The 21,217-nt window shown below is 74.0% G+C and carries 8 protein-coding genes; all 8 read right to left on the reverse strand.

Features of this window, described 5'->3' with window-relative positions; all coding sequences use genetic code 11:
- Positions 1–45 precede the first annotated feature (45 nt).
- From AB5J73_RS37770 to AB5J73_RS37805, 8 genes are read right to left on the reverse strand one after another with little or no spacing between them, the layout of a single operon-like run.
- Complete coding sequence (locus AB5J73_RS37770; protein WP_370963598.1) at positions 46–681, reverse strand: NAD(P)H-dependent oxidoreductase; 636 nt, start codon at positions 679–681, stop codon at positions 46–48.
- Entirely contained in the window at positions 678–1,616 is a 939-nt protein-coding gene (locus AB5J73_RS37775) for a TauD/TfdA family dioxygenase (protein ID WP_370963599.1), read from the reverse strand. Before AB5J73_RS37775 ends, AB5J73_RS37770 begins: the two co-directional genes overlap by 4 nt.
- Positions 1,613–2,875 carry an ATP-grasp domain-containing protein gene (locus AB5J73_RS37780; protein ID WP_370963600.1) on the reverse strand — a complete coding sequence of 421 codons (1,263 nt, stop codon included), beginning with the start codon at positions 2,873–2,875 and terminating at the stop codon, positions 1,613–1,615. Before AB5J73_RS37780 ends, AB5J73_RS37775 begins: the two co-directional genes overlap by 4 nt.
- Positions 2,872–4,134: an ATP-grasp domain-containing protein gene (locus tag AB5J73_RS37785; protein ID WP_370963601.1), complete on the reverse strand. Its 1,263-nt coding sequence runs from the start codon at positions 4,132–4,134 to the stop codon at positions 2,872–2,874. Before AB5J73_RS37785 ends, AB5J73_RS37780 begins: the two co-directional genes overlap by 4 nt.
- On the reverse strand, positions 4,131–9,530 hold the full coding sequence (locus tag AB5J73_RS37790; protein ID WP_370963602.1) for an amino acid adenylation domain-containing protein: 5,400 nt from the start codon (positions 9,528–9,530) through the stop codon (positions 4,131–4,133). Before AB5J73_RS37790 ends, AB5J73_RS37785 begins: the two co-directional genes overlap by 4 nt.
- Positions 9,527–12,511 (reverse strand): amino acid adenylation domain-containing protein, encoded by a 2,985-nt coding sequence (locus tag AB5J73_RS37795; RefSeq protein WP_370963603.1) that lies wholly within the window; start codon positions 12,509–12,511, stop codon positions 9,527–9,529. Before AB5J73_RS37795 ends, AB5J73_RS37790 begins: the two co-directional genes overlap by 4 nt.
- Before the next feature lie 10 nt (positions 12,512–12,521).
- A complete protein-coding gene (locus AB5J73_RS37800; protein WP_370973451.1) occupies positions 12,522–17,732 on the reverse strand; it encodes an SDR family NAD(P)-dependent oxidoreductase in 5,211 nt (1,736 codons plus the stop codon).
- A gap of 44 nt (positions 17,733–17,776) precedes the next feature.
- Positions 17,777–21,211: an amino acid adenylation domain-containing protein gene (locus AB5J73_RS37805; RefSeq protein ID WP_370963604.1), complete on the reverse strand. Its 3,435-nt coding sequence runs from the start codon at positions 21,209–21,211 to the stop codon at positions 17,777–17,779.
- Positions 21,212–21,217 lie beyond the last annotated feature (6 nt).

The following is a 21,217-nucleotide window of genomic DNA, read 5'->3' on the forward strand; positions in this document are numbered from 1 at the left end:
AAGGTCGCGAATGACTCATTCGCGGCCTCCAGCGTCCCGAATGAGTCATTCGCGACCTCGCGGCGGCGCGCCGAATAGCCGGGCCACCTCGCCTTCGACGTCGTCGAGCCACCGCGCGCGGGTGTCGGCACCAGCGTCGGCCACCACCCGCAGCACCAGCCGGCGGACCTCCGGCTCGCCGAGGTACGGCGCCAGGCAGCGGCGCCAGATCGCGTCGAGCGGGTCGCCGAACAGCGTGCGCTCGCGCTCCTCGGTGGTGTCCGACGTGTTCACCACCAGCAGCCGCCGCAGGGGAAGCAACGACTCGGGTGCGCCGCCCGCGTCGTCGAGGCGGTAGGCGACGCCCGGGACGAGGATCCGGTCGAGCCAGCCGCTGAGGATCGCGGGCGGCTTGCCCCACCAGTTCGGGTGGATCGCGACGAGCCCGCCCGCGTCGCGCAGTTCCTCGCGGTGGCGCCGCACGAGCGGATCCGGTTCGGCGGCGAGGAACTCCGCCGCGCGGGTTCCGCCGGTGTAGGCCTCTTCCGCGGTCAGGACCGGGTCGAAGCCTTCGGCGTACAGGTCGTGGAACCGCACCGGCACCCCGGCCCGCTCCAGGACCGCGACAACGCGGCCGGCGAGCACGTGGTTGAAGCTCCCGGGCCGCGGGTGCGCGAGCAGCACGACGACCGGTGCGGTCATCCCGTCATCGCCACCAGGATGCGCCGCTTGCCGGTGAACGGCTCGCGCCCGTGGGCCATCAGCATGTTGTTGATCACCATGATGTCCCCACTCTGCCACGGGAACGCGTAGCTGACCTCGTCGTACACCTCGCGGACCTTCGACAGGTCTTCGACCGGGATCGGGCTGCCGTTGGCGAAGTAGGCGTTGCGCGGCAGGTCGGCTTCCGGGTACAGCTCCAGCAGCGCCTCGCTGACCTCCTCGCCGAGGCTCGAGACGTGGAACAGGTTGGCCTGGTTGAACCACACGGTGTCCCCGGTGTGCTCCTCCACCACGAACGACGGCCGGACGTGCCGGGTGCGCAGGCCTTCCTCGGTCCACTCGAACGTCTGGCCGTTGCGCGCGCAGTACTCCTCGACGACCGCGCGGTCCTCGGTCTGGAACGCCTCCTGCCAGGTCAGCCCGAGCCCTTCGCGGAACGCGCGCGTGTAGGCGACGCCGCCGGCGAACCGCTCGCGGAGGTCCGCCGGCAGCAGCCGGTACATCGCCCGGCTGTCCGCGATCGGCGTGGCCCCGCCGGTTTCGGCGGCCGTGTCGCACAGGAAGAACAAGCGCGCGGGCCAGCTCGCCGAGTACGAGTTCTCGTTGTGCATCGGGATCGACTCGGCGGGCGGGTACTCCGTCGAGGTGTAGATGTTGCCGGCCACGTTCGAGCGCGGCGTGGACCGCTCGGTGTAGGTGAGCAGGGCCCCGCCGATCGTCTCGGTGACCCGGTTGAACAGGTCGAGGTCGGCGGGCAGCCCGCGCAGCAGGATCGCGCCGTGGTCGCGCAGGTGTTCCCGCAGCTGCGGGAGCTGCGCGTCCACGGCCGCGAAGTCCGCGGCCGGGAAGACGGCGATCTTGGTGTGCTCGTTCCCGTGCAGCTGGCCCAGCGGCGCCGCGAGATCGGCGGTCATGACTCCTCCAGTTCGAATCGGACAAGCTTCGCGGCTTCGGCGTGCAGCGCGGCCAGGTCGTCGACGTCGGCGAACCCGGCGACGAGGACGTTGACGGCGTAGATCTCCTGGTCGTCGCTGAGCACCTGGCCGGGGGAAACGATGGTGACGACGTCGAGGACCTCCGGCAGGTCCGCGACTTCCGCAGTGCCCTCGACGCGCACCAGCCGCCCGGTGCCTTCGGCGTAGACGATCAGATAGCCGACCGGCACCGGCAGCCCGGTCCCGCGCGCGGGTGGCGGGGTGCCGAGGGCGAGGGAAACGGCTTCGGCGGTGACGTCGATGCCGGTGGCGAGCCGCAGCAGGGCCGGTTGCGCTCCCCCGGCGGGCCGGCCGGCGTTGACCTCGACGACCACCGGCCCGAGCGCGGCGTCGTCGATCACCTCGACGTGCGCGCACGTCGAGGTGAGGCCCAGGGCGAGCACGGCGGCCGACGCCGCTTCGGTGATCAGCCCGGCTCGCTCTTCCGGCAGCCCGAACGGCGGGCAGACCATGCCCAGCTCGAACTTCCGCTCGTCGATCAGCGGCTTGCCGACCACGGTGACGGGTTCGGCGGTCCCTTCGCGGACGAGCACGTCGACGGCGTACTCCGGGCCGTCGAGAAGGCTCTCGACGAGGAACACCCGCAGCGGGTCGAGCGGGCCCGGCAACAGGCGGTGGTACCGCGCGTCGGAGTTCTCCGGCAGCCGCGTGGCCAGCAGGTGGTACGCCGCGGTCAACTCATCCACAGTGGACACCGTGCGGACGAGGGCGCTCGCGGCGCCGTTGACCGGCTTGACGATCGCCGGGAGGCCGACTTCCGCGGCGATCTTCGCGGCGTCCGCGGGGTCGGCGAACAACGCGGCCCGCGGTCCCGGCAGCCCGGCCGCGGCCAGTGCCCGCCGGACGGCGAACTTGTTGTGCGCCAGCGTGAACACCTCCGCCGGGCAGCGGGCGACGCCCAGCAGCTCGGCGATCCGGGCGGTGCTCGCGATGATCCCTTCCGCCGCGGTGAGCACCGCGGCGGGCGCCCGGTCCCGGAGCGCCTCGGCCACCGCCGGAGCGTCCCGGACGTCGTCGACCACGACGAAGCCGTCGACCAGGGCCCCCAGCTCGGCCCGCTCGGCGTCGCCCAGCGGCTCGGTGACCAGTTCGGCCCGCCACCCGGCGGCGCGGACGGCGGCCGCGAAGTCCCCGATCCACTGCCCCCGCGTCTCCCGGACGATGAACGCGGTCTTCACGCGACCTCCAGCCGGATCAGCTTGCTCGCCTCGGCGTGCAGCGCGGCCAGGTCTTCGTGGCCGGCGAACCCGGCCACGACCAGGTTGACCGCGTACGTCTCCTGCTCGTCGGTGAGCACCTGGCCGGGCGAAACCGTCGTGACGACGTCGACGACCTCCGGCAGCGCGGCGACCTCGTCGAGGCCGCCGATTCCGGTCAGGGTGCCGGACCCGGCCGCGTAGAGGATCAGCATGCCCAGCGGGATCGGCAGCTTCGCCGGCTCACGCGCGGGCGGCGGCGCGCCGAGAGCGAGGGCGGTCAGCTCGGCGAACACGTCGACGCCGGTGCGCAGCTTGGCCAGCAGTGGCATGATCGAGCCCGCCGGGCGGCCCGCGTTGACCTCGACGATCGTCGGGCCGCGCCGCTCGTCGTCGATCACCTCGACGTGCGCGATCGTGTTGTCCAGCCCCAGCGCGAGCACCGCCGCCGACGCCGCCGCCGTGACCAGCGCCGCCCGCTCCGCCGTCAGCCCTTCCGGCGGGCAGGACAGGGCCAGCTCGAACTTCCGCTCGTCGATGAGCGGCTTGTCGAGGACTTCGACCGGCTCGGGGACGCCGTCGCGGATCAGCACGTCCACCGCGTACTCCGGGCCCCGCAGCAGGCCTTCGACGAGGAACGTCGCGGCCGGGTCGAGCGTCCCCAGTGGACGGTGGTAGCGCGGGTCCGCGGACTCGGGCAGCCGCGCGGCCAGCAGCTCGTAGGCGGCCGCCAGTTCATCCACAGTGGACACCGTGCGGACGAGGTTGCTCCCGGCGCCGTTGACCGGCTTGACGATCGCCGGCAGCCCGACCCGGCCGGCGACGGAGGCGGCTTCGGCGGCCGACGAGATCAGCGCCGCCGCGGGCCCCGGCAGCCCGGCCGCGGCCAGTGCTTCCCGGACCGCGAACTTGTCGGCGCACCGGGCGAACACCGACGCCGGGCACCGCGCGACGCCGAGCAGCTCGGCGACGCGGGCGGTGCTCGCGATGGCCCCGTCCGAACCGGTCAGCACGGCGGCGGGCGAACCGACCGCCGAGCGGATCCGCGCGGCGACGGCTTCGGCGTCGTAGACGTCGTCCACGGCGACCACCTCGTCCACCACCGCGGCGAGCGAGGTCCGCTCGGCCGCGGCCACCGGCGGTGCGAACAGCACCGCGCGGTGCCCGGCCGCGTGCACCGCCGCGGCGACTTCGCCGACCCAGTGCCCGCGGGCTTCCCTGATCAGCACGACGTCGCTCACGCGGCCTCCTTCCCGGCGAGCCTGCGCTCCCGTTCCTGCGCGCCGACGAGGTCGTCCGGCAGCGAATCCGGCACTTCGGTGTCGAACCGGCGCAGCAGCTTCACGGCGAACCCGCCGGCGTTGATCAGCAGCAGGACCAGCGCGTAGACGACGTAGGCGAGCCCGACCCCGCGGCCCTCGCCGGTACCGAGGATCGAACCGACCGACCCGGACAGCGCGCCGCCGGGCGCGAGCAGCGGCGAGAACCACCCGACCGCGAGCGGGGCGAGCACGGCGAACCCGATCGGCAGCGTCGACCAGGTGATCGTCTGGTTGATGGCGAACACCCGGCCGTGGTAGCGCTGCGGCACCTTGACCTGCACCAGCGTCGCGTAGATGCCCTGGGACACGGCCATCGCCGCGGCCAGCAGGAACACCCCGGCCGCGACCACGATCAGCGACGGCCGCAGCCCCATCACGAGGCTGCCGAGCGCGATGCCGACGTTGCCCGCGAGCACGCCGACCATCCGCCGCTTGCGCGGGCCGCCCCACAGCGCCATGCCGATCCCGCCGGCCACCGCGCCGACCGCCTCGGCGAGCGCGACCTGGGCGACGTCGGTGACCGTGCCGAAGGACAGCACCAGCGGCGAGACGAGGACCAGCGCGGGCGCCAGGAAGACGTTGGCCAGCGCGAAGTACAGCAGCATCGTCCGGAAGCCGCGGTGGTTCCACGAGTACTTCAGCCCGCCCGCGATCGCCGTCAGCAACGGCTCGCGCGGCCGCCAGCCGAGCAGGTCGGGGAACCGCACGAACAGCAGGCTGACGATGGCGAAGACGTAGCTCGCCATGTCGAGGACGAGGATCCCCCGCAGCTGGATCGCCGCGAGCAGCCCGGCCGCGATCACCGGCATCAGCAGCTGCGCGAAGCCGTTGGACAGCTGGGCGAGCCCCATCGCGTGCCCCAGGTACTGCTTGGGCACCAGCTGCGCCACCGACGACTGGTAGGCGATGCGCTGGATCGACCCCGCGACCGAGCCGAGCGGGATCAGCGCGTAGAGCCACCAGAGCTGGAGGTTCCCCACCGTCAGCAGCACCGCGAGCGCGAGCTGGATGACGCCGGCGATCGCGCTGGCCGCGATCATGATCTTGCGGCGGTCGCCGCGGTCGACGAGCGCGCCCGCCACCGGCAGGACCAGCACCCCGCACAGCAGCGCCAGCGCCCAGAGCAGGCCGAGGTCGGTGACCGAGCCGGTCTTGGTGTAGAGCCAGATCGGCACCGCGAACGACGTCAGCGCGGAGCCGGTCGACGACACCAGCTGGCCGACCGTGACCGTGACGAACCTCGCCATGCTCGGCTTCACCGCGGGCGTCTCGTCCACTTCGGACCGGTGGGTGTCGTGCACCGCCCAGCCCGCCGTCTCCTCCCGCGCCGAAACGTGCAGTTCGCCGGGTTCGTCCAGGGCGGGGTGCACCCGGGTGAGGATCTCCGCCAGCTCTTCCGCGCGGTAGCGGAGGAAGAAGTGCCCCGCCTGGTCCAGCACCACGAGCGCGGTGCGGTCGGTGAGGAACTCCCACTCGCGGTAGCGCTCGGCGTAGTAGTCGGTGACCGGGTCTTCCGAGCCGACCACCGAGATGATCGGCGCGCGCAGCTTCGCGACCCGCGCGTCGAGCAGGCCGCTGAAGTACTCCTCGGCGGCGCGGCTGTCGGCGCGCATGTTGCTGATGATCCGGTCGGCCTGCGCCGGGTCGAGGTCGTCGGTGTCGACGCCCATGCCCTTGAGCCAGTTCGCGTAGTACCGGTTGCTGCGCAGCTTCTCCAGCCGCGTCCGCAGCGTCCCGACCGCGCCCTTGATCCGCGCGAACGGGAAGATCGCGCCGATGTGCACGACTTCCAGCTCGCGGCCGCGCTCCTCGAGACGCCGGGACACCCCGACGGCGAGAGCGTTGCCGACGCCGCAGTGGCCGTAGATCGCCAGCGGCCCGTCGATCCGCTCGAGGACCTCGTCGGCGAGCCGCTCGACCAGTTCGTCGAACGGCACCGCCTCCTCGGACAGGCCGACGTCGTGGCCGGGGATCGCGACCGAGAACAGCGAATACCCGCTGGGCAGCGCGTCCGCGAGGGGCTGGTAGACGATCGCGCTGCCGCCGCCGTAGGGGAAGCAGACGTAGGTGAGCGTCGGCTTCGCGACCGGCTTGGTCAGCTCGTAGAGCAGGTGTCCCGAGTCGTCGCGGTCACCGGCCAGGAACACGGCAAGCTCGCGGATCGTGCGGTGCTGGAACAGGTCCATCACGCCGGCCTGGTGCCCGGCCTTCGCGATCCGCGCCACCACCTGGGTGGCGAGCATCGAGTGGCCGCCGAGGTCGAAGAAGTCGTCGTCGACGCCCAGTTCCTCGACCTTGAGCACGTCGCGCCAGATGTCCGCGAGCAGCACCTCCAGCGGGCTGGACGGCTCGACCAGCGTGGTGCTCGCGTCGCGGGCGGCGACCGGGGCGGGCAGGGCCTTGCGGTCGAGCTTCCCGTTCGGCGTCAGCGGCAGCGCGTCGAGGGTGACGAACGACGGCGGCACCATGTAGTCCGGCAGCGTTTCCTTCAGCGCGGTCCGGAGGGCACCGGTGTCCGCGTCGCCGACGACGTAGCCGACCAGGCGCTTGTCCCCCGGCGTGTCCTCCCGGACCAGCACGACGGCGTCGGCCACGCCGGGCTGTTCCCGCAGCCGGGCCTCGATCTCACCCAGCTCGATGCGCAGGCCGCGCAGCTTGACCTGGTGGTCGAGGCGGCCGAGGAACGCGATCGTCCCGTCGGCGCGCCAGTGCGCGAGGTCGCCCGTGCGGTACATCCGGCCACCGTGGAAGGGGTCGGTGACGAACCGCTCGGCCGTCAGCTCCGGCCGGTTGTGGTACCCCAGCGCCAACCCGACCCCGGCGATGTGGAGTTCGCCGGGTACGCCGACCGGGCACGGGTTGCCGCCCCGGTCGAGGACGTAGATCCGGAGGTTGCGGATCGGCGCCCCGATCGGCACGGCCGCCACCTCGGCCAGCGCTTCGGGCGTGCAGTGCCAGGCGGTGACGTCGATCGCGGCTTCGGTCGGGCCGTACAGGTTGTGCAGCTCGCAGTGCGGCAGCCGCCGGACGAACTCGCGGGCGGTGTCGAGCGGGAGTTCCTCGCCGCTGCAGACCACGCGCCGCAGCGCCGTCACCGCCTCGATCCCCGGCTCCGCCAGGAACAACGTCAGCATCGACGGCACGAAGTGCGCGGTCGTGACGTTCTCGGCGTCGAGGAGTTCGCGCAGGTACGCCGCGTCCTTGTGGCCGCCGGGCTCGGCCAGCACCAGCCGGGCACCGGTCATCAGCGGCCAGAAGAACTCCCACACCGACACGTCGAAGCTCGCCGGGGTCTTCTGCAGCACCGCGTCCGAACCGTCGAGGCCGTACGCGCGCTGCATCCAGTCGAGCCGGTTGACGATGCCGCGGTGCCCGTTGGGCACGCCCTTCGGCCGTCCGGTGGAGCCGGAGGTGTAGATGACGTACGCGGGATCGTCCGCGCCCGCCAGGGGTTCCGGGGGCGTGACCGGGCCGGTCACGCCGTCGAGCACGACGACGGTCGCGGCTCCCGGCGGGAGGGAGTCCCGGAGGGCGGCCTGGGTCAGGACGACCGGCGCGGCGGCGTCTTCGAGCATGAACGCGAGCCGGTCCGCCGGGTACTCCGGGTCGAGCGGCACGTACGCGCCACCGGCCTTGAGCACCCCGAGCAGCGCGATGACCAGCTCGAAGGAGCGGTTCGCGAAGACACCGACCAGCGTGCCCGGGCCGACGCCCAGCTCGCGCAGGCGGTGCGCCAGGCCGTTGGCGCGCTCGTCCAGGTCCCGGTAGGACAGCGACTGCCCGCGGAAGGTCAGCGCGGGTGCCTCCGGCGTCCGGGCGACCTGCGCTTCGACCAGTGAGTGCAGCGTGCCCGGCGGGATCTCCCCGGCGGTGTCGTTCCACCGGTTCACGACCAGGTCGCGCTGCGCCCCGAGGATGTCCAGTTCGGACACCGGGCGCGCCGGGTCGGCGACGATCGAGCGCAGCAGCGTGACCAGGCGCTCGGCCATCCCGGCGACGGTCTCCCCGCCGAAGAGCGCGGTGTTGTGCACGAACTTGCCGATCAGCCCGGACTCGACCTCGATCGCGTGGAACTCGAAGTCGAACCGGGTGGCGGGCAGGTCCATCGGCAGCCAGCGGAAGTCCACTTCGGACTCCCCGGCCGCGCCCAGCCGGCCCATCTCGTAGTTCTGCAGCACGAACATCGCCTGGAACACCGGCGAACGGCTGACGTCGCGCGGCACGCCGAGGGCGTTCACCAGGCGCTCGAACGGGACGTCGGCGTGGTCGAACGCGTCGAGCACGTGCCGCCGGGTCCGCGCCAGCAGCTCGGTGAAGCCCGGGTCGCCGTCGAGCTGGGCGCGCAGCGGCAGCATGTTGATGAACATGCCGACCACGCCTTCCAGCTCGGGCAGCCCGCGCCCGGCCGACGACGAGCCGACGGCGAAGTCCTCCTGCCCGGAGTACCGGGCCAGCAGCACCTGGTACGCGGCCAGCAGCGTCATGAACAGCGTGACGCCGTGCTCGCGGCCGACCTCGCCGAGCGCCCGGACGAGGTCCTGCTCGACGAAGAACTCGTGGATCGCGCCGTCGAACGCCTGGGTCGCCGGCCGCGGCCGGTCGGTGGGCAGCTCCAGGGGTTCGACGCCGCGGAGGGTCTCCTGCCAGTGGTCGAGCTGCCGGTCCAGTTCGGCGCCGGTCAGCGTCCGGCGCTGCCAGTGCGCGAAGTCGCCGTAGCCGATGGACAGCGCGGGCAGCGCGGCCGCCGTCCCGTGGTAGCCCGCCGCGAGGTCGCGCAGCAGCAGGTCGACCGACCAGCCGTCGCCGACGATGTGGTGGGTGCACACGGCGAGGAGGTGCTCCTCGGCGGAGACGCGGGCGAGAGTGGCGCGCAGCAACGGCCCTTCGGCCAGGTCGAACGGCTCGGCCGCGGCGGCGTCGACCGCCGCCCGTGCCGCCTCTTCGGAACCGGTGTCCACCACGGACAGCGGCACGGTCACGACCGGTTCTAGCTTGACCGACGGCTGCCCGTCGTCCCCGGCCGGGAACCGCATGCGCAGGGCCTCGTGCCGCACGGGCAGGGCGTCGAGGGCCGCCTGCAGCACGCCGACGTCGAGCCGGCCGGTGAGCCGGATCGGCACCGGGATGTTGTACGACGTGGTCCCCGGCGCGAACTGCTCCATGAACCAGACGCGTTCCTGCTGGTACGACAGCGGGACGGGGTCGCCGTCCGGCCGCCGGGTGATGGTCGCGGCCGGCTCGGCGCGCCGCCGCAGCCGCCGTTCCAGCAGCGCCCGGCGCGCGGCCGCGCTGCTGGTTTCGTCGATCGTCGTCACGCCCGCTCACCTTCGGCCAGCTGCGCCCGGACCTCTTCGTCGCTGAGCTGGTCCAGGTCCGCTTCCAGGCGCCGCTCGACCTCGGCGGCGAGCCCGGCCACCGTGGTGAACGAGAACAGGCCGCGGACCGGCAGCTCGACGCCGACCTGCTTGCGGATCCGGGCCATCGCGCGGATCGCGAGCAGCGAATTGCCGCCGTGGGCGAAGAAGTCGTCGTGCACGCCGAGCTTCTCGATGCCCAGGAGCTCACCCAGCACCTCGGCGACCAGTTCTTCGGCCGCGGTGCTCGGGGCCACGTACTCCGTCGCGCCGCCCGGGTGCGGATCGGGCAGCGCGGCCCGGTCGAGCTTGCCGCTCGCGGCCACCGGCAGCGCCTCCAGCGTGACGAACACGGTCGGCACCAGGTACTCGGGCAGCGCGGCCCGCAGCGCTTCGGCCGCGCCGTCCGCGGTACCGACGACGTACCCGACGAGGGTTTCCCCGCGGACCGCGACCGCCGCGTCCCGGACCTCCGGCAGCTCGCGCAGCGCGGCTTCGACCTCGCCCGGCTCGATCCGGAAGCCCCGCAGCTTGACCTGGTCGTCGGTCCGGCCGAGGTACTCCAGGGTGCCGTCCCGGCGCCAGCGGGCCAGGTCGCCGGTGGCGTACATCCGCCCGTACGGCCCGTCCGGGAAGCGCTCGGCGGTCAGCTCGGGCAGCCCGAGGTAGCCGTGGGCCAGCTGCTCCCCGGCCAGGTGGAGCTGACCCGCGACGCCCGGCGGCACCGGCCGCCGGCGCTCGTCGAGGACGTAGGCGCGGGTGCCGGGGATCGGGCGGCCGATCGGGACCGGCCCGTCGACCGGGCCGTCGAGCCGGTGGGCGACGCAGCCGACGGTCGCTTCGGTCGGGCCGTACTCGTTGGTGACCGCGATCCCGGCGAACGGCCGGACGGCTTCGCCCGTCAGCGCCTCGCCGCCGAGCACGAGATCCCCGGTGGGACGGGACTCCGCCGGCAGCACGGCGAGGTGCGTCGGGGTGGCCTTGACGAAGTCGGGCCGCCCGGAGTCCACAATGGACCCGCCGGCGGTGAGCGGGCCGAGCAGCGTCGTGACGGTCAGGTCGAACGACGCCGAAGTGTGCAGCAGCGCGCGCCCCGCCAGGCTCGGGTACGCCTCGCGGGCCCAGCCCAGGTAGGTGGCCAGCGCCCGGTGGCCGACCTGCACGCCCTTGGGGCGGCCGGTCGAGCCGGACGTGTAGATGACGTAGGCGATGTCGTCCGGTCCCGGCCGCGCGGGGTTCTCGCCGGCCGGCTCCGCCCACACCGCCGGATCGTCGAGGGCGAGGGTCTCGGCCGCCAGGGTCACCTCCCCGGCGGTCAGCACGACGCGCGCCCCGGCGTCGGCCAGGATCAGCTCCTGGCGCGCCGCCGGGTTGGCCGGGTCGAGCGGGACGTAGGCCGCGCCGCTCTTGAGCGCACCCAGGATGCCCACGACCAGCTCGGCCGAGTTCGGCGCGCACACGCCGACCACGCCACCGGCGCCGAGGCGGTGCGCGACCCGGTCGGCCCGCGCGTTCAGCTCGGCGTAGGTCAGGACCGAGCCGCCGAGGTCCACCGCGACCGCGCCGGGCGTCGAGCGGACCTGCTCTTCGAACCGCTCGACGACCAGCGGCGCGTCCGAAGTGGACGAGCCGCTCCACGCCTCCACCTCGGCGCGCTCGGCCTCCGACAGCAGCGGCAGGTCCGCCACGGCGATCGAGGCGTCCTCGACCGCGGCCACCAGGACGCGCAGGAACCGGTCGGCCATCGCTTCCGCGGTCTCGCGGTCGAACAGGTCGGTGCGGTACAGCAGCCGGCCACCGGTCGCGGTGAGGTCGATCGCGACGTCGTCCTTGGCGGTGGCGTAGCGGACCGGCTCGATGCCCGAGTCGGGGATGAAGTTGAAGCCGATCTGGTACAGCGCCTGCACGCCCCCGTCGCGCTCCGGGCGCACCTCGTCGGCGACCAGCTGGAACGGCACGCGGCTGTGCTCGATGGCGTCGAGCACGGCGGTGCGGACCCGGCCGACGAGCTCGGCGAACGCCGGGTCGCCGCCGCAGTCGACGCGGATGGCGAGCTGGTTGACGAACATGCCGATCAGCGGCGCCAGCTCGGGCAGGTCGCGGCCGGCGACCGGCACCCCGACCACGACGTCGGTCGTCCCGGACAGCCGCGACAGCAGCGCGGTGTACCCGGCGAGCAGCACCATGAACGGCGACGCCGACAGCTCGCGGCCGACCTCGCCGACCCGGTCGAGCAGGCCGTCCGGGAGGGTGAAGTCGACCTGGCCGCCGCCGAACCCGAAGTCCGCGGGCCGCGGCCGGTCGGTGGGCAGGCTGTGCACCGGCGGGAGCCCGGCGAGCCGCTCGCGCCAGTAGTCCAGCTGCGCGCGCACGAGCGGCAGCTGGCCGCGCTGCCACGCCGAGTAGTCCGCGTACTGGATGGCCAGCTCGGGCAGCTTCGGCAGCCGGCCCTCCGCGACCGCGTTGCAGGCCTCGTTCAGCTCGTTCGCCAGCACCAGCACGGAACCGGCGTCGAACACCGTGTGGTGCACGACGAAGGTCAGCAGCCAATCGGCGTCGCCGAGCCGGCAGAGCTGGGCCCGCCACGGCGGGGCCGAGTCCAGCGGGATCGGGCGGCGGGCGATCGCCTCGGCCAGCTCGGCCGCGCGCGCTTCCCGCTCGGGCAGATCACGCAGGTCGTGCACCTCGGGCTCGATCGGGACGTCGGCGTGCACCACCTGGACGAGCTCGCCGCCGTCCATCCGGAACGCCGTGCGCAGGGCCTCGTGCCGCCCGACGACCACGCCGAGCGCGGCCCGCCACTGGCCTTCGGTGAGCGGCAGGTCCTGCCGCACCTGGCAGGGGAGGTTGTACACCGGGGACGCCGGGTCGAGCTGGTTCGACAGCCAGATCCGCTCCTGCCCGAACGAGGCCGGGAACGTCCATTGCTTCGTGTCGGTCATGTCTCCTGCTTCAGCGCTCGAGCTTGGGGATGGTGGTTTCGCCCGCACTTTCACGTGAAAGTGCGGCGGTCCGCAGCTCCTCGATCCGCTCGGCCAGCGCGGCCACCGTGGAGGATTCGAACAGCGTCTTCATGGCCAGCCGGGCGCCGGTGGTCTTGCGGACCTGGGCGATGAGCTGGATGGCGACCAGCGAGTTGCCGCCGAGGGCGAAGAAGTCGTCGTCGACGCCGACGCGCTCGACGCCGAGCACCTCGGCCCACTGCCGGGCGATCTCGGCCTCCAGGTCGGTCCGCGGGGCGACGTAGTCGTCCTGGGCCTGCGACTGGACGGTTTCAGCGACCTCTTCGGTTTCTTCCAGCGCTTCGGCGGTGACCCGGCGGGCGAACAGGTCGCGCACCGGGCGGGTGCTGATCACCACCTGGCCGCCGAGCCCGGGCGTCAGCGCCCGGAGGAACGCCTCGGCGCCGTCGACCGGCCGGATCCCGTTTGAGTCCACAGTGGACTTGGCCACGGGGGCCGTGAGCCCGCCGCTGACCGCGCCCTCGTCGACCCGGCGGAGCACGAAGTCCTCGATCTCGACGAGCACGCGGCCGTCGTCGCCGCACAGCGTCAGGTCGGCGGCGATGACCTGGTCACCGCCGGAGTCGCGGTAGCGCAGGTGGCTGTGGAAGCTCGCCGGCAGCGGGGCGTGCACGACGACCCGGCCGTAGCTCATCGGCAGGTACGTGCCGCTCCCCCGGCCGCGGCCGAACGCGGTCGCGACGTCGAGCAGCGCCGGGTGCAGCCCCCAGCCGGTGTCGAAGACCGGCGCGACAAGCGACGCCAGCTCCTCGTCCGCGCCGACGTGGTGGGTGCGCAGCGCGGCCCAGCGCGGGCCGAAGGTGACCATGCTGGTCCGGCCGGTGCCGAACGCGTTGCCGTCGTCGAGCACGCTCGTCCGGCCCCGCACCGCGTCGAGGTCCACAGTGGACGTCACGGGCGCCGGGACCCAGCCCGCGGAGCCCCGGACGTGCGTCTTCGTCACCCCGCCCGCGCGGCTGGTCACCGCGAACCCGTCGCCGTCGAAGCCGACCCGGTACTCCGCGACCGTGCCCTCGGGCACCGAGAACGGCTCCAGGAAGGCGACATCGCGCAGTTCGACGAGGTGGCCGTCACCCGGCTTCGGCAGCGCCGCCTCGACGGCCGCCCGCACGATCTCCAGGTGCCCGGTCCCCGGCACGACCGGGACACCGGCGATCCGGTGCTCGTCGAGCAGCCAGTGCGCGGCCGCCGAGACCAGCCCGTGGCAGTCCTCGCCGGTGCGCGTGCTGAGCACCGGGTGCGCGATCGGGCCGTCCGCTTTCGTGCGGGCGGACCGGATCGTCGTCGGCGCGGCCACTTCGGCGGCCATGCCGACCTCGTCCCAGCCACCCCAGTCGTGCGAGACGACCCGGGCCCGCCAGCCGTGGTCGCCGCGGGCGTAGGCGTCGAGGAAGTTGTTGGCCGCGCAGTAGTCGACCTGCCCGAAGTCACCCGAGACCGCGGTGACCGACGAGCACAGGGCGACGAAGTCCATGGGCAGGTCGGCGAAGGCCGAGGCCAGCGCCAGGGTGCCGGCGATCTTCGGGGCCAGCACCGCTTCGGCGACCGGGCGTTCCTTGACCTCGGTGACGCCGCCGCCGGGCAGGCCGGCCGCGTGCACGATGCCGTCCAGCCCGCCGAACTCGCGTTCGGCCAGTTCCCGGACCTCCCGCAGCCGCACCGGGTCGGTGACGTCGGCGGCGACGACGTGCACCACCGAGCCGGCCGCCTCCATCCGCCGGATCGCCCGGATCGCCCGCGCGGCCCGGTCGGTTCCGTCGCAGGTGTCCCACTCCTCGCGCGGTGGCAGGCCGGAGCGGGTCAGCAGGATCAGCTTCGCCCGGACGCGCAGGGCGAAGTCCTCGGCGAGGGTGACCCCGATGCCGCCGGTGCCCCCGGTGATCAGGTACCGGCCGTCCTCGCGCAGCACCGGCGCCGCTTCGGGCACGGCGAGCTGGGTGTACTCGAGGACCCAGCGCCGCCCTCGCCGCAACGCGACCTCGGATTCGGCCGGGCGGAACAGCTCCGCGACGACCTCCGCGGTCACGGTCTCGACGTCGATCCGCCGCACGACCGTGCCGGGGACTTCCAGGGGCAGCACCCGCGCGATGCCCGCCAGGGTCGCGTGTTCGGGCCGGGTCAGGTCGCTGCCGGTGACGTCGGCGGTGCCGGTGCTCAGCACGTCGATCCGCACCGGCTCGCCCCACGCCTGGACCAGGTTGAGCACGCTGAAGAACCCGCGCTCCTGGGCGGCCATCCCGGTTTCGGTGCCGTCGAGGGCCCACGCGTGGACCACCCGCTCGGGGCGGTCGCCGAGGGCGGCGACCAGTTCGTCGTAGTCCTCGCGCACGCCGGGCCGGACGGTGAAGCCGCGCTCGGTGGCGGTGAAGGCGTCACCGGGGCGGACCTCGGTGACCGCGACCCCGGCGGCCCGCAGCAAGCCCGGGAGGACGTCGCCGTCGACGAACGCCAGGCAGGACGCGAAGGGCTCGCGCCGCAGGTCCGGACCGGCCTGCCGCCAGGACGGGACCGCGAACCACTCGTCGAGCGGCAGCGGCCCGCTCGGCCGCTCCGGCTCGGCGAGCGTCCCCTTCGGATCGGGGTCGACCCAATACCGCTTGCGCGCGTACGGGTAGCCGGGCAACGGGACGCGGTGCCCGGACGTCGTGGGCTCCACGGGCACCCCGTGTGTCCACAACAGACCGGCCGCGGCGTACAGCGTTTCGACGTCGCCCTCGCGGTCGGTGCGACCGGGCAGGCTCGGCAGCGGCGCCGGCAGGCCCTTGGGCACCTGGCCGCGGGCGAGCCCGGCCAGCTGGTGGCCCGGGCCGCACTCGACGAGCGCCCACCGCTCGCCGCCGTCGAACAGCGTCCGCACGCAGTCGCCGAACCGGACCGCCTGCCGCAGGTGCGCGGCCCAGTACGCCGGGTCGGTGGCCTGCTCGGCGGTGATCCAGCCACCGGTCAGGTTCGAGAGGAACGGCAGCGACGGCGCCGACCGCGGCACCGCGGCGACGGCCTCGGTGAACCCGGCCAGGATCGGGTCCATCATCGGCGAGTGGAAGGCGTGCGAGGTCACCAGTTCCCGGCACTGCACGTCACTCGACTTCAGCAGTGACGCGAAGTCCGCGACGGCGCCGGACGGCCCGGCGACGACGCACGTCCCCGGCCCGTTGACCCCGGCGATCGACAGCCCTTCCGGCAGCCGCTTCGCGACGGACTCTTCGTCGAGCTGGACGGCGAGCATCGCACCGGCGGGCATCGCCTGCATCAGCTCGCCGCGCCGCACGACCAGCCGCACCGCGTCGGCGAGGGTGAACACCCCGGCCACGGTCGCGGCGACGTACTCCCCGACCGAGTGCCCGAGCATCGCGCCCGGCCGCACGCCCCAGCTGCGCCACAGCCGGGCCAGCGCGTATTCGACCGCGAACAGCGCGGGCTGGGTGTACCGCGTCTCCCGCAGCTCGGCGTCCCCGCCGCGGCCGAGGACCAGCTCCTTCAGGCCGGGAAGGCCGGACAGCTCGCAGCACTCGTCGAACGCCGTCGCGAAGACGGGCTCGCTGCGGTACAGCTCGGCACCCATCCCGGCGTACTGCGAACCCTGCCCGGAGAACAGGAACGCCACCTTGAGCTCACCGGCCTGCGCCGTGGCCAGCCGGCGGGGGTCGCGCAAGCCGTCGACGGCGTCTTCGGAGTCACGGGCGACGACGACCGCGCGGTGCGGGTACTCCGTCCGCCCCGCGGCGAGGGTGTGCGCGACGTCGGCGAGGTCGAGGTCCACGTCCCCGGCCAGCCGGTCGGCGAGCCGCTCGACCGCGGTGGCCAGGGTCTCCGGCGTCTTCGCGGACACCCGCAGCAGGTGGGCCGGGTGGGGCCGGCGGTGCCGCCGCGGCGCGGGTGCCTCCTCCAGCACGACGTGGGCGTTGGTGCCGCCGACGCCGAACGAGCTCACGCCCGCCCGGCGCGGGGTGGCGGCGGCTTCCCACTTGGTCACCGTGGTCGCCGGGTGGAACGGGCTGTTCGGGAAGTCGATGCCCGGGTTGGCTTCTTCGTAGTTGATGGTCGGCGGGATGAGCCCGTGCTCCATCGCCAGCACGGTCTTGATCAGCGCGACGACGCCGGCCGCCTGGGACAGGTGGCCGATGTTCGACTTCACCGAGCCGATCGCGCACCAGCCGGTGTCCGGGACGCCGTGACCGTACACAGTGGACAGCGAGGTGATCTCGATCGGGTCGCCCAGCGCGGTTCCGGTGCCGTGCGCCTCGACGTAGCCGATCGTGCGCGGGTCCACCCCGGCCATGCCGACCGCCTGCGCGATGGCCTCGGTCTGCCCGGCGACGCTCGGCGCCGAGAAGCCGACCTTGGTGGCGCCGTCGTTGTTGATCGCGTTGCCGAGCACGACCGCCCGGATGTGGTCGCCGTCTTCCAGCGCCTGCGAGAGCCGCTTGACCAGGACGACGCCGACGCCGCTGCTCCACACCGTGCCGTTGGCTCCGGCGTCGAACGCGCGCACGTGCCCGTCCGGTGAGGTGAAGCCCTCGACGCCCATGTACCCGATGCCGTGCGGCATCTCCAGGTTCACCCCACCGGCCAGTGCCAGGTCGCACTCGCCGTTGCGCAGGGCCTCGCACGCCAGGTGCACCGCGACCAGCGACGTCGAGCACGCGGTGTGGATCGCGAGGCTCGGGCCGCGCAGGTTCAGCTTGTAGGACACCGACGTCGTCAGGTAGCTCGGCTGGTTGCCGGTGGACATCCCGATGCCGCCGTGCTGCGAGGCCATCACGCGCTCGTTGCGCAGCAGGTTCTCGATCAGGTAGCCGGTCCGCCCGGTGCCGCCGTAGACGCCGATCGCGCCGCCGTAGCGGGCCGGGTCGTAGCCGCCGTCGGTCAGCGCCGAGTGGCACGCTTCGAGGAAGACCCGGTGCTGCGGGTCGGTGATCTCGGCTTCGCGGCTGGTCATGCCGAACAGGTCGGCGTCGAACTCGTCGAAGCCGTCGACCACCGTGGTCGCGTTGACCCAGCTGGGATCGTCCAAAGTGGCCGGATCGGCACCGCGGGCGAGCAGCTCTTCCCGGCCGGCGGGCTTGATGGACTCGACGCCGTCGACGAGGTTGCGCCAGAACTGCCGGAGGTCACCGGCACCGGGGACGCGGGCGGCCATGCCGACGATGGCGATGGGTTCGGCGCCCGGTTCGAGGTCGTTCGTCACTGGTGTCGCTCCTGTTCGTGGCCGGTCGTGCCGGCACTGCGGCGGGGTCTTCTGGACGGGGTGCGCCCCCGGCGGGCGGCGACCCGCTCGGCGGCCCTGGCGAGTTCCGGGCTGGGCGCGGCCCCCGCGTGGAGGTGGGTGGCGAGGGCGCGGACGGTGGGGTGGGTGAACAGGTCGACCATCGGGATGCGGCGGCCGAGCCGGGCGGTGACCTCGGCGTGCACCTTGGCCAGCGCGAGGGAATGCCCGCCGACGTCGAAGAAGTTGTCGGTCACCCGGACGGCGTCGAGGCCGAGCACTTCCCGCCAGGTCGCGGCGATCAGCGCCTCGGTGGCCGCCAGCGCGGCCGGGTCGGCGACCGGCGCCGGCTCGGCTTCCGGCCGCGCGGCCGCTTCCGGCGCGGCCGCGCGGACCGAGGCCCGCGGGAGTTCCGGCGCGCACGCCCCGGCCGGCCGGTCCGGCTCGGCGACCAGCGCCGCGAGGAGCGCGGTGAAGTCCTCGGCGAGTGCCGCCATCCGGGCCGCGTCGAACAGGTCCGGGTTGTACAGCAGCTCGACGCCGTGCTCGAGGACGTAGACCGTCAGGTCGAACGGCGAACCGGGCTTCTCGACCGGCACCCACGTCCCCCGCACCCCGGGCAGGTCGAGCCGGGGTTCGGTGAAGCCGAGGACGTTGACCATCACCTGCACCAGCGGCGCCCGCGACGGGTCGCGGGGCACGCCGAGCGCGCCGACGAGCCGGTCGATCGGGGCCGCCGGGTGCGCGGTGGCGGCCAGCAGCTCGGCGCCGCCGCGGCGCACGAGCGTGGCGAAGTCCGCGTCCCCGCCGCGCAGCCGCACCGGGACGATGTCCACGAAGAACCCGGCGACGTCCTGGGTTTCGGCCAGCTGCCGGTCCGCGACGACGGTCGCGACCAGGTGGTCGTCCCCGCCGGTCAGCCGCCGCAGCAGCTGCCCGAACGCGGCCAGCACCACGCCCGCGCGGGTGGTCCCGGTGCGGGTGGCCAGCGCCCCGACGGCCTCGGTGACGCCGTCGGGGAAGGCCTGGTGGCGGGTCGCGCCGCGGTAGGTCTGCACGGCCGGGCGCGGCCGGTCCCGCGGCAAGTCCACTGTGGACGGCGCGCCCGCGAGGTGGCCGGCCCACCAGTCGAGGTCGACGGCTTCGCGGCGGCGGTCGCGGTCGGCGCGCCACACCGCGTAGTCCGCATAGGACACCGGCAGCGGCGGGAGGGGCTCGCCGCGGTAGGCCGCGGTGAGGTCGGCGCAGAGCAGTTCTCGTGACCAGCCGTCGAACACGGCGTGGTGCAACGTGAAGCCGAGCACGTGGTCCTCGGGCCCCAGCTCGTAGAGCCGCACGCGCCACGGCGGTTCGCGGTCGAGCCGCACGGGCGCCGCCGCGTCGGCGGCCAGCCGGGCACCGACGGCGGCTTCGGTCAGCGCGACCACCGGCAGCTCGACGTCGCTCGGTGGCGAGCACTCCGCCCGCGGGACCCCGTCGACCGGCCGGATCCGCCAGCGCAGCACGTCGTGCCGCTCGGCCACCGCGCGCAAGGCCACGCGCAGGGTGCCGACGTCGAGCGGCCCGGTCAGCCGGAACGCCATCGCGATGTTGTACGGCGCCGCGTCCGGGGCGAGCTGGTCGAGGAACCACAGCCGCCGCTGCGGCGGGGACAGCGCGGGCGCGTGGCCGGTGGTCAGGCCCGGACCGGTCAGCGGCGCGGCCGCGGCCACCCGCCGGGTCAGCTCCTCGAGCGTCCGGCCCGCGAAGACGTCTTCGACCGACACGTCCGCGGCGAGGTCCTTCCGCAACGCGGCGACCAGCCGCATCGCCGCGATCGAGTCGCCACCGGAGCGCAGGAAGTCCGCTCCGGCACCCGCCCCGAGCACCCGCCGCCACACCTCGGCGACCGGCGAGCCGCCCAGATCCTCGACCGGTTCGTCTTCGGCGAGCGCGCGCAACCCGGGCCGGTCCACCTTCCCGGTAACGGGGTTGACCGGCAGCACGTCCAGCCGCCGGAGCACGGCCGGGCGCATGGCTTCGGTGAGCCGCTCCCCCGCGTACGCGAGCAGGTCCACATCGGACGGTGCCGACGCCGGGCTGAGGAACGCGACCAGCCGGGTGCCGCCCGGACCGGGCACGGCTTCGACGGCGACGGCGCCGACGTCCGGGTGGGCGCCCAGCGCGGCCTCGACTTCGCCGAGCTCGATGCGCTGCCCGCGGATCTTCACCTGCCGGTCGGCGCGCCCGGCGAACTCCAGCCTGCCGTCGAAGCGGAGCCGGGCCAGGTCGCCGGTGCGGTAGAGCCGTTCCCCCGGCAGGAACGGGTCCTCGACGAACTTCCGCGCGGTCAGCTCCGGGCTGCCGAGGTACCCCGCGGCGAGACCGGGTCCGCCGACGACCAGCTCGCCGACCTCGCCCGGCGGGACGGGCCGCAGCTCGTCGTCGACGACGTGCGCGCGGTGCTGCGGCGTCGGTGTGCCGAGCGGCAGCGGGTCGGCGGGCACGCCGGTCACCTCGTCGGTGACCACGACGACGGTGGTCTCGGTCGGGCCGTAGACGTGGAAGAACCGGCGGCCGGGCAGCCAGCGGGCGGCCAGCTCGGCGGGCACCGGCTCGCCGCCGCAGGCCACGGTCCGCCAGCCGGGCACGTCGGCCGGGTCCAGGAGGGACAGCAGCGTCGGGGTGATGAACCCCCAGTCGACGTCGTGCTCGACGATGAACCGGCGCAGCCGTTCCGGGTCGGCCCGGTCGGCCGTGCCGGCCAGCTGCACCGAGCCGCCGACCGACAGCGGCACGAAGACGTCCATCGTGAACGCGTCGAACCCGAGCGAGGAGATGCCGAGCGTCCGGGTGCCGGGGCCGACGCCGAGCCGGCCGGCGAACCCGGTGACGAACGCGACGATGTTGCGGTGGCTGGTGAGCACGCCCTTGGGCCGGCCGGTCGAGCCGGAGGTGTAGAGCACGTGCGCGGTCGTGTCCGGGGTGGCCGGGCAGCTGCCGGGTGCGGCGGGCGGCGGGACGTCGATCCCCCGTTGCTCCCCGAATTCCGCGACCGCGGCGTCCCCGACGACGAGGGAGACCCCGGCGTCGGCGGCGATCGCGGTCAGCCGGGCGCGCGGCCCGCCCGGGTCGAGCGGGACGTAGCTGCCACCGGACAGCAGGACCCCGAGCACGGTGCTGACGAGCGCGGGCGTCCGGTGGGCGCACACCCCGACGCGGGTCTCCGGGCCGGCCCCCCGCTCGCGCAGGGCGGCCGCGACACCCCAGGCCGCGGCGACGAGCTCAGCGTAGGTCAGCCGGGTGGCACCCTGCCGCACGGCGAGCGCGTCCGGCGTCTTCGCGGCCTGCGCCAGGACGAGCCCGGCGACCGTGGTGTCCGGGTGGGACAGCGGCGGGCCGTGCGTGCCCGCGACGGGCAGCGTGTCGGTCACGAAGAA

The organism is Amycolatopsis sp. cg9 (assembly GCF_041346945.1).
In the GTDB taxonomy this organism is placed as follows: domain Bacteria; phylum Actinomycetota; class Actinomycetes; order Mycobacteriales; family Pseudonocardiaceae; genus Amycolatopsis.

Coding starts and splice junctions, on each gene's coding strand:
- AB5J73_RS37770 (WP_370963598.1), bottom strand. CDS start 681: ATGACCGCACCGGTCGTCGTGCTGCTCGCGCACCCGCGGCCCGGGAGC.
- AB5J73_RS37775 (WP_370963599.1), bottom strand. CDS start 1,616: ATGACCGCCGATCTCGCGGCGCCGCTGGGCCAGCTGCACGGGAACGAG.
- AB5J73_RS37795 (WP_370963603.1), bottom strand. CDS start 12,511: ATGACCGACACGAAGCAATGGACGTTCCCGGCCTCGTTCGGGCAGGAG.
- AB5J73_RS37800 (WP_370973451.1), bottom strand. CDS start 17,732: ATGGCCGCCCGCGTCCCCGGTGCCGGTGACCTCCGGCAGTTCTGGCGC.